Source organism: Bacillus sp. JJ1532 (assembly GCF_036965085.1).
Classification (GTDB): Bacteria; Bacillota; Bacilli; order Bacillales; family Cytobacillaceae; genus Cytobacillus.
The window spans coordinates 1-9,429 of sequence record NZ_JBALOW010000067.1; the positions used below are offsets into that span (position 1 = coordinate 1).

The 9,429-nt window shown below is 43.4% G+C and carries 9 protein-coding genes; all 9 read left to right on the forward strand.

Annotated features, from left to right (window positions below):
• On the forward strand, positions 1 to 704 hold a 704-nt coding region (locus V7122_RS19820), incomplete at its 5' end, for an NADH-quinone oxidoreductase subunit C (protein WP_335528533.1).
• Positions 705 to 707: 3 nt separating this feature from the next.
• Entirely contained in the window at positions 708 to 1,808 is a 1,101-nt protein-coding gene (locus V7122_RS19825; protein ID WP_335346685.1) for an NADH-quinone oxidoreductase subunit D, read from the forward strand.
• A complete protein-coding gene (gene nuoH, locus V7122_RS19830; RefSeq protein WP_335346686.1) occupies positions 1,808 to 2,815 on the forward strand; it encodes an NADH-quinone oxidoreductase subunit NuoH in 1,008 nt (335 codons plus the stop codon). The genes V7122_RS19825 and nuoH overlap by 1 nt, the downstream gene beginning before the upstream one ends.
• 38 nt (positions 2,816 to 2,853) lie before the next feature.
• The gene (gene nuoI / locus V7122_RS19835; RefSeq protein WP_335346687.1) at positions 2,854 to 3,273 is read left to right on the forward strand and encodes an NADH-quinone oxidoreductase subunit NuoI; all 420 of its coding nucleotides are present in this window, start codon (positions 2,854 to 2,856) and stop codon (positions 3,271 to 3,273) included.
• Positions 3,270 to 3,791 (forward strand): NADH-quinone oxidoreductase subunit J, encoded by a 522-nt coding sequence (locus V7122_RS19840; protein ID WP_335528540.1) that lies wholly within the window; start codon positions 3,270 to 3,272, stop codon positions 3,789 to 3,791. Before nuoI ends, V7122_RS19840 begins: the two co-directional genes overlap by 4 nt.
• Positions 3,788 to 4,102: an NADH-quinone oxidoreductase subunit NuoK gene (gene nuoK / locus V7122_RS19845; RefSeq protein WP_335346689.1), complete on the forward strand. Its 315-nt coding sequence runs from the start codon at positions 3,788 to 3,790 to the stop codon at positions 4,100 to 4,102. Before V7122_RS19840 ends, nuoK begins: the two co-directional genes overlap by 4 nt.
• A 209-nt stretch (positions 4,103 to 4,311) precedes the next feature.
• Positions 4,312 to 6,174, forward strand: a complete 1,863-nt coding sequence (nuoL, locus tag V7122_RS19850) for an NADH-quinone oxidoreductase subunit L (protein ID WP_335528542.1) — start codon at positions 4,312 to 4,314, stop codon at positions 6,172 to 6,174.
• Entirely contained in the window at positions 6,171 to 7,682 is a 1,512-nt protein-coding gene (locus tag V7122_RS19855) for a complex I subunit 4 family protein (protein WP_335528544.1), read from the forward strand. Before nuoL ends, V7122_RS19855 begins: the two co-directional genes overlap by 4 nt.
• 6 nt (positions 7,683 to 7,688) lie before the next feature.
• The gene (gene nuoN / locus V7122_RS19860; protein ID WP_335528547.1) at positions 7,689 to 9,209 is read left to right on the forward strand and encodes an NADH-quinone oxidoreductase subunit NuoN; all 1,521 of its coding nucleotides are present in this window, start codon (positions 7,689 to 7,691) and stop codon (positions 9,207 to 9,209) included.
• The last annotated feature ends 220 nt before the right edge of the window (positions 9,210 to 9,429 follow it).

Sequence of the window (9,429 nt, forward strand, 5' to 3'; positions counted from 1 at the left end):
CACCAGCCGGTGACGATGAAAAAGCGAAAGCGATTGCAGCCGCAAAAGCCAAGGCTGCCGCTGCAGCTAAAGCGAAGGCAACAGCCGGAGCTGGTAGTGGAGCCGGTGATGATGAGAAGGCGAAGGCGATTGCCGCTGCGAAAGCAAAAGCAGCCGCAGCCGCGGCCGCGAAGGAAAAAGCTGGTGGAAAAGCCGCAGCTGAACCTGCAGAGGAAAAGAAACCGTCACCAAATCAGCCTTATCTCGATAAGTATGTGAAGGTTATCGGAGACCACCTCGGACAAGATGTGCTGGAAGATTACTATATCAATAGTTTATCAAAAGATGTTCCGACCTTAGTGGCGAAGAAAGAATCCTACTACAAGCTTGCTGAATTTCTTAAATACAATGAGCAGCTAGGATTTGATTACTTATCTGAAATTCATGGGACAGATTTTGAAACACATATGGAAGTTTATGTTCACTTATATTCATATAAAAATAGACAGTCAGTTGCGCTAAAAGTAAAGATTGATCGTGATGAACCAACCATTGAGTCACTGGTGCCATTATGGGCAGGGGCAAATTGGCCTGAATGTGAAGCCTATGATCTATTAGGCATTAAATTTACAGGTCACCCGAATCTGTATCGGATTCTCCTTGGAGATGATTGGATTGGCCATCCGTTAAGAAAAGACTACGAACCGTATGATGTGGAGGTGTAACCAGTGATTCGTACTGAAGAAATGGTCTTAAATGTGGGTCCTCAGCATCCAAGTACGCACGGTGTATTTCGTCTCGTTGTCAAAATTGATGGGGAAATCATAAAAGAAGCGAAGCCAGTCATCGGTTATTTGCACCGTGGAACGGAGAAGTTGGCTGAAGATCTCCAATATACACAGATTATCCCGTATACAGACCGGATGGATTATCTTTCAGCAATGACCAATAACTATGTAATCTGCCACGCAGTTGAAACAATGATGGGCATCGAGGTTCCTGAACGGGCTGAATACCTTCGTGTCATGGCGATGGAGCTTGGAAGAGTTGCCAGTCACTTAGTTTCATGGGGTACTTTTTTACTGGACCTTGGGGCAACAAGTCCCTTCATATATGCATTCCGGGAAAGGGAAATGATCATTAACATGCTGAACGAGCTTTCGGGCGCGCGCTTAACTTTTAACTACATGCGTGTAGGCGGAGTGAAATGGGACGCACCAGAGGGCTGGGTTGAGAAGGTAAAAGAATTTATTCCTTATATGCGTGAGCAGCTGGTCGGTTATCATCAGCTTGTGACAGGAAATGAAATTTTCATGAACCGAGTGAAGGGTGTAGGCGTTTATACGAAAGAAGATGCCATCCATTATTCATTAAGCGGACCGACACTTCGCTGTACCGGAGTAAAATGGGATCTTCGTAAGGATGAGCCATATTCCATTTATGACCGATTTGATTTTAATGTGGTTACTCGAGAAGAAGGGGATGCATGGGCACGCTATCATGTTCGATTAGAAGAGATTGAAGAGTCGCTCAAAATTCTTGAACAGGCGTGTGAACAATTCCCGGCAGAGGGAGAAATCATGGCTAAGGTCCCTAAGATTATTAAGGCGCCAAAAGGAGAAGCATTTGTCAGAATCGAATCTCCACGCGGAGAAATTGGCTGCTATATTTACAGTGACGGGAAAAAAGAACCGTATCGCTTAAAGTTCAGAAGACCGTCCTTCTATAATCTGCAAATTCTCCCTAAGCTGCTTGAAGGCGAAAACATGGCGAACATGATTGTAATTTTAGGAGGAATTGATATTGTCCTCGGGGAGGTGGACGGTTAATGATAGAAGAACTATTGCACTCTAGTCCCGGATTATTAAATTTCGGTATTTTCTTCTTATTAGCCGCCGTTTTACTATTAGTGGTTTTAGGCTTCGTCACCTATTGTATATTAGCAGAGCGTAAAGTAATGGGATATATGCAAATGCGCCATGGTCCTAACCAAGTCGGCGGACGCTGGGGGTTATTACAAACAGTTGCTGACGTTCTTAAACTTCTTTTAAAAGAAGACATTATTCCTAAGCTTGCGGACCGTCCGTTATTTATCTTAGCTCCTGTCATTGCGTTTGCGCCAGCCTTCATGGTGCTCGCAACGATTCCTTTTACAGACAAGTTTCAATTTGCTGATATCGGAGTGGGCCTGCTTTACTATATCGCCGTTTCCGGTATCACTACAGTAGGAATTGTAACAGGAGCATGGGCTTCAAACAATAAATATGCTCTCCTTGGAGGAATGCGTGCAGCGGCACAGATGATTTCCTATGAAATCCCGCTCGTTATGTCTGTTGTCGGCGTCATCCTTCTATCAGGAAGCTTAAATTTAAATGATATCGTAGATGCACAAAGAAATGGCTGGTTCATCGTCTGGCAGCCAATCGCCTTTATCGTTTTCTTCATTGCATCTGTTGCCGAATTAAATCGTGTACCATTTGACTTGCCAGAATCAGAATCTGAGCTCGTTGCCGGGTTCCATGTCGAATATTCCGGCTTCCGCTGGGCATTTTTCATGCTAGCAGAATATGTGTACCTATTTGCGATGGCTGCTCTGACAACTGTGTTGTTCTTAGGCGGATGGCTGCCGCTTCCGTTCTTAGGATTTATCCCGGGTGCAGTATGGTTCGCACTTAAATTCACATTGGTTATCTTCATACTACTGTGGTTCCGTTCTACATTCCCGCGTGTACGCGCAGACCAATTAATGGAATTTGGCTGGAAGGTTCTCCTGCCAATTGCATTAGCCAATATTTTCTTAACCGCACTATTAAAAGAATTGCTAAACCTATTTTAAAAAGCCTTACACTTTTAATATTCAAGGGGTGAAAAAACATGCTTGGATTAGCGAAAGGTTTATCATATACCCTAAAAAACTTGACCCGCAAAAAGGTCACATATGATTATCCGAATGAGCCTCTTCCGCTGCCTGACCGATTCCGCGGAATACAAAAATTTTATCCGGAAAAATGTATCGTTTGTAATCAGTGTGCGAACATTTGCCCGACTGAATGTATCCAGCTGACAGGTAAAAAGCATCCGGATCCGGCGAAAAAAGGAAAAATTATTGATACGTATGATATTAACTTTGAGATTTGTATTCTATGTGATTTGTGCACAGAGGTTTGTCCAACAGAGGCTATTATTATGACGAATAACTTTGAACTGGCAGAATACAGCAGGGATGATTTGTTCAAAAACCTCGAATGGCTGGATGAAAATGATGAGAATATACGGAAGGAGAATAAAGCATGACGTTTTCAGGTGAATTTCTTGCGTTTATGTCACTAGCAGTAGTGGCAGTCATGGGCGGCGTGCTTTTATTGAACCTTACCAAAGTTGTGCATATGGTAGTGGCGCTAGTATTTACTTTTATTAGCATTGCGGGAATCTTTGTTTTATTATCTGCAGAGTTTCTTGCTGCAGCCCAAATTTTACTTTATTCCGGTGCCATTACAATCATTATGTTATTTGGAATTATGCTGACCCGTCATAACGATGTGAGTGAGCCAAAAACAGGAATCGTCCGAAAGGTATTGTTGTTTTTGGGGGTATTAGGATTCGCGTTTGCAGTCTATATCGGTATTTACAACCTGGATTTCGGACAATTGCCGAATAACTTGCATGAAAATAATACAGAGCAAATTGGATTGGCGCTTTATTCTAAATACATCATTCCATTTGAATTAACTTCTGTTTTACTATTGGCAGCTCTGATCGGCGCAATTGTTTTAGCGAGGAAAGATGATGAGAAGGGAGCGAAGAAGGAATGAGCTCAGTTCCCATTTCAGCGTATCTTGCCTTAGCGTTAATCTTATTCTGTATCGGTTTATATGGTGCTTTGACGAAAAGAAATGCAGTGATTGTCTTAATTTCGATTGAGCTAATGCTAAATGCAGTTAATATCAACCTAGTAGCCTTCAGTAAGTTTGGGGCTGCGCCTGCGATTACAGGTCAGATCTTCGCCTTATTTGTCATGACAGTTGCCGCAGCAGAAGTGGCTGTTGGCGTAGCGATCTTGATTGCCCTTTACCGCAATCGGAAAACCGTTAATATTGATGAAATGAACACATTGAAGCATTAAGGAATGCTTTTCACGAATAAAAGAGGCTGCTTGTTATACTAGTAAAATATTTTTCCGGGAAATAATGTGTGTTTTAATAGGAAATAAGTCATATAACTATTTCCTTGCGCTAAAAAAGCCCGCTTTAAGTATAACCTGCCTCAATCTAACACGCTGACCTTACAGACGGACAAAACTTACCAGCGTGTTCAAAAAAGGGGATTGTGATATTGATGGAGAATGCATGGATCATACCGCTTTTCCCGCTTTTATCGTTCTTATTCCTAGTCTTTTTCGGCAAACGGCTTAAGGATGCGAGTGCTTACATAGGAATTCTGCTTTCGCTTGCATCTCTTGTCTACTCGTTGTTGGTGCTGTTTGAAAGATTTTCGTCACCAACCCATAAGGCAGAAGCTGTTTGGCTGACAATTGGGGATGTTCAGTTAACAGCGGGTTTTGAAGTAAACCAGTTAAATGCATTAATGCTAGTAATCGTCTCACTCGTCAGTTTCCTTGTTCATACATATTCAAAGGGATATATGCACGGGGATGAGAGACTTCATGTTTACTATTCATATTTAGGGTTATTTACCTTTGCGATGCTAGGGCTTGTACTATCTCCTAACCTATTGCAAACGTATATTTTCTGGGAGCTTGTCGGCTTAGGCTCATTCCTATTGATTGGCTTCTACTTTTATAAAGATGAAGCAAAGAAGGCTGCGAAAAAGGCGTTTATCATGACGCGTATTGGGGATGTGGGCCTTTTAATCGGAATGATTCTCTTATTCTGGCAGGTAGGCAGCTTTGAATATGATGAAATCTTTGCGGCTGTGGCTGCTGGATCGATTTCAACAACAATGATTACCTTAACAGCGATTTTGATTTTTGTTGGAGCTATTGGGAAGTCTGGTCAATTTCCGCTTCACACATGGCTTCCGGACGCGATGGAAGGTCCAACACCAGTATCAGCGTTAATCCACGCCGCGACAATGGTTGCAGCAGGGGTTTATTTAGTAGCGGCTTTGTTCCCGCTTTTCACAGCAAGCGAAACCGCGCTCATGACCGTAGCTGTCATTGGAGCAATTACTGCGATTTTTGCAGCGAGCATTGGTCTTGTGCAAACGGATATTAAAAGAGTGCTAGCCTACTCAACTGTCAGCCAGCTTGGATATATGATGCTGGCGCTTGGATCTGCCGGCTATGTGGCGGGTGTGTTCCACTTAATGACTCACGCTTTCTTTAAAGCATTGCTTTTCCTTGCTGCAGGAAGTGTCATCCATGCCGTTCATACACAGGATATTGAGAAAATGGGCGGACTATGGAAGAAGCTTCGTGTCACAGGTCCTCTGTTCTTAATTGGAACATTGGCGATCAGCGGGGTTCCGTTATTTTCAGGATTCTTCAGTAAGGATGAAATCTTAATTGCTGCATGGGCACACGGCAATACAGTATTGTTCTGGCTTGCAGTAGTGGCTGCATTCTTTACAGCATTCTATATGTTCCGCCTGTTCTTCATGGTGTTTTCGGGCGAATCGCGTAGCGATATGAGCCATGCGAAGGAGTCTCCAAGTGTGATGACGGTCCCGATGATGATTCTCGGAGTCCTTGCTGTTGTGGCAGGTTATGTCAATACACCATGGTTCGGAACGTTCCTTGGTGATTGGTTAGTAGACGGAAATCCGGCGCTCGGTCACGGACATATTGAAGGTCCAGCGTGGATTATGATAGTCGCAACTGTTGTATCCCTGCTTGGTATATTCCTAGCTTGGATGATTTACAGCAAGCGTTCACTTTCACGCAACTGGCTTGGTGCCGAAACGATGTACAATATTTTATATAACAAATACTATATCGATGAGTTTTACGAGCTGACCGTCTTAAAGGTGACGAAGTTCTTCAGTATTTTCCTTCGCTACATCGAAACCTTCCTTGTTGAAGGCGTTGTCAAAGGAGTAGCTGGAACAGTAGTCGCCCTTGGAAAACTAGGTTCGAAGTTCCAGGATGGCCAAGTACAAAGATATGGAACGGTCGCTTTTGTAGGATTAGCTATTTTAGTAGTCGTATTTGCGGTAACAGGGGGGTATTTAAGATGAATTCCGCTTATTTCTTATCAATCTTAGTATTCTCCCCTTTAGTTGGTGTTTTAGTTTTATCATTGATTCCGAACACAAAGGAATCGGTTATTAAGACGGTCGGTTTCCTAGCAACTCTTCCAGCACTGATTTTGTCGCTAGTGGCATTTTTTCAATATCGTGCCGGAGCTTCTCTAGCTGATTTAAGCGAGAATGTGCGCTGGGTTCAATTTGGCGACCCGAACCGTTTAGGGGATTTATTCTCGATAAATTACGAGCTTGGGGTAGATGGGTTCTCCCTTATTATGGTCGTGCTGACAGCGATACTGTCCACTCTTGCAGCCATTGCTTCTATGTATATTAAAAAAGAATGGAAAGGCTATTTTATGCTGTTCCTTCTATTAGAAGTAGGAATGCTTGGTGTGTTCGCTGCCGAAAACTTAATTCTATTCTTCATCTTTTTCGAAATTACATTAATTCCGACCTTCTTCCTGATTGGAAAATGGGGTTATTTTGAAAAAGAAAAAGCAGCATTCAGCTTCTTAATTTATAACGGATTAGGATCTGCAGTGCTTCTCATTGTGATTATGGTGCTATTTTCCCGTACAGGAACGTCTAATATTGACGCATTAATGGCTATTATGCATGCTGACGTCAATCATGCCGTATTCTCGGAAGGGACTAAAATGGGCTTGCTGATTGCCTTGTTAATAGCATTTGGCGTTAAGCTGCCAATCTTCCCGCTGCATAGCTGGATGGTTCGCGTTCACGTACAGGCATCTCCATCGGTTGTTATGCTCCATGCGGGTATCTTGCTGAAAATTGGGGCTTACGGGATCATCCGTTTTGGAATAGGGATTTTCCCAGAGCAGTTCCAGGAATTAGCGGTCTTAATCGCTGTTCTCGGAGTTGTGAACCTGTTATACGGTGCATTCTTAGCATTGATTCAGACAGATTTCAAAATGGTCCTTGCTTATTCCTCTATTTCCCATATGGGAATTGTGTTAATTGGATTAGGCGCGATGAACGAGGCAGGCATTCAAGGAGCCATCTTCCAAGTGGTATCACATGGTTTGATTGCAGCACTTCTATTCTTCCTTGTTGGGGTATTTTACGAGCGTCTGGATACATCCATCATCCAAAACCTTGGCGGATTGGCAAAGGGAATGCCGATCACAGCTGGCTTCCTGCTAGCTGGAGCAATGGCATCACTCGGAATGCCTGGAATGTCCGGATTTGTGAGTGAATTTATGGCCTTCCTTGGTCTATTTAAAGAAATGCCGGTTTTAGCAGCGGTAGGAGCACTAGGAATTATTTTGACTGCCGTTTACCTTCTGCGTGCAGTTCTTGGCATTACTTATGGAAAAGCCCATCGTGAATTTGCGGGTGTAACCGATCTTCGCGGCAGAGAATGGGTTCCAGCTTTAGTTTTACTAGTGATTATTGTATTAATTGGTGTGTACCCAAGTGTACTAAGCGAGCCGCTAACATCCACACTTGAAACGATCATGCTTGGGATAGGAGGGTGATGAAGGATGGATCTTACAGAATTATTATCATATAAATGGAGCATCATGACACCTGAGTTCATCATCCTCGGTGTAGCCACTTTACTATCATTATTAGATTTATTTATGCCGAAGACGGTGAATCGAAAAATCCTTGGTTGGCTTGGACTTGCGGGGATTCTAGCCGCACTTGCTTCCTTATTCAGCTTGTTTGGGCTCGGAGCGGAATCGATTCTGTATGATACGTTTAGACTCGATTCTTTCGCGAAGGCATTTAAGCTGCTATTGTTATTGGGAGCTGCGCTTGTTATGATTCTGGCAACGAGCTATGAACCGAAGGAAGGGCTAACTGAATATCGAGGAGAGTTCTTCTATTTATTCCTTGCCGCCCTGCTCGGAACGATGATCATGTCTTCAAGCGGCGATTTAATTACGCTGTTTGTCGGCCTTGAGTTGCTTTCGATTCCATCTTATATCCTTGCGGGCCTTCGCAAGAAAAATACTCTATCGAACGAGTCTTCTATGAAATACGTCATTAATGGCGGAATTTCGACCGCGATTACTCTTTTCGGTATGAGCTATGTGTATGGTCTTACAGGGACAACAAACCTACTTGAAATGGCTCGGGGGTTAATGGCATTAACGAACCCGCAGCACATCTATCTAATGGGTCTTGCTTTATTCATGATTTTTGTCGGGCTGTCATTTAAATTGGCAACGGCTCCGTTCCATATGTGGGCACCTGATGTGTACCAAGGAGCGCCGACACCTGTTACGGCTTTCTTGAGCGTCGTTTCAAAAACAGCCGGCTTTATCATTCTCATTCGAATTATGCTTGTGGTGTTCTTAAGTACACCATCTTCAGACATTCCAAATTCAATGCCGCTCTTTATGAAGGTTCAGGATTACATTGCCTTCCTAGCAGCTGCAACGATGATTATTGGAAACGTGATAGCGTTAAGACAGAAAAACATTAAGCGTCTATTCGCATACTCAAGTATTGCACAGGCGGGCTATCTGCTTGTTGTAGTCGCATCGTTATCAGTCTTTATTTTTGATACACTTTGGTTCTATTTAGGAGCATACTTGTTCATGAACCTTGGGGCATTTGCGATTATCCAGCTGATCACGCAAAAAACAGGATCAGAGGATATTTCCCAATTTGCGGGATTGTACAAAAAGGCACCGATTTTGGCGCTTTCGATGGCTGTATTTATTCTCAGCTTGGCGGGAATTCCGGGAACAGCCGGCTTTATCGGGAAGCTTAACATTTTCATGGGTGCGCTTGCCGTAGAACCTGCACGCTATGTGTTAGTGTCCATTATGATTGCGACAACAGTCGTATCGTATTTCTACTATTTCGGCGTGCTCGTGCAAATGTTCTTCCGACCAGCTGCAGACCAAGAGGCAAAAATCAAGCTGCCAGCAGGTCTCGGCATTGTTATCGGCGTGTGCGTAGTGGCGACTGTGTTGTTTGGAGTCGCGCCGAGCATCGCGTTCGACTTTTTACAGGGGAACTTCAATCAGTTCAGCGACTTTTTTCAGTAAGGGGATACTTTAAAGGGTTAATCTAAGGGGTAAACATATATATTTTGAGAAAGGGGAGCGGTTCCCTTTCTTTTTTTTTGTGTAGAGATTCTCTTGGAGGCTGGGTAAGATTTTGCGTTTTGATTAAAGGTCATTATGAGGGATGATTGGTAACAAAAAGTCCAAGCAGAGAGTCAGGACGGACATTTTACCGAGAGATGAGTTTGAAAAGTCCGAGCAG

What these genes read in the sequence shown, in the direction of transcription:
- nuoH (WP_335346686.1), top strand. Translation starts at nt 1,808, where the DNA reads ATGATAGAAGAACTATTGCACTCTAGTCCCGGATTATTAAATTTCGGT.
- nuoI (WP_335346687.1), top strand. Translation starts at nt 2,854, where the DNA reads ATGCTTGGATTAGCGAAAGGTTTATCATATACCCTAAAAAACTTGACC.
- V7122_RS19840 (WP_335528540.1), top strand. Translation starts at nt 3,270, where the DNA reads ATGACGTTTTCAGGTGAATTTCTTGCGTTTATGTCACTAGCAGTAGTG.
- nuoK (WP_335346689.1), top strand. Translation starts at nt 3,788, where the DNA reads ATGAGCTCAGTTCCCATTTCAGCGTATCTTGCCTTAGCGTTAATCTTA.
- V7122_RS19855 (WP_335528544.1), top strand. Translation starts at nt 6,171, where the DNA reads ATGAATTCCGCTTATTTCTTATCAATCTTAGTATTCTCCCCTTTAGTT.
- nuoN (WP_335528547.1), top strand. Translation starts at nt 7,689, where the DNA reads ATGGATCTTACAGAATTATTATCATATAAATGGAGCATCATGACACCT.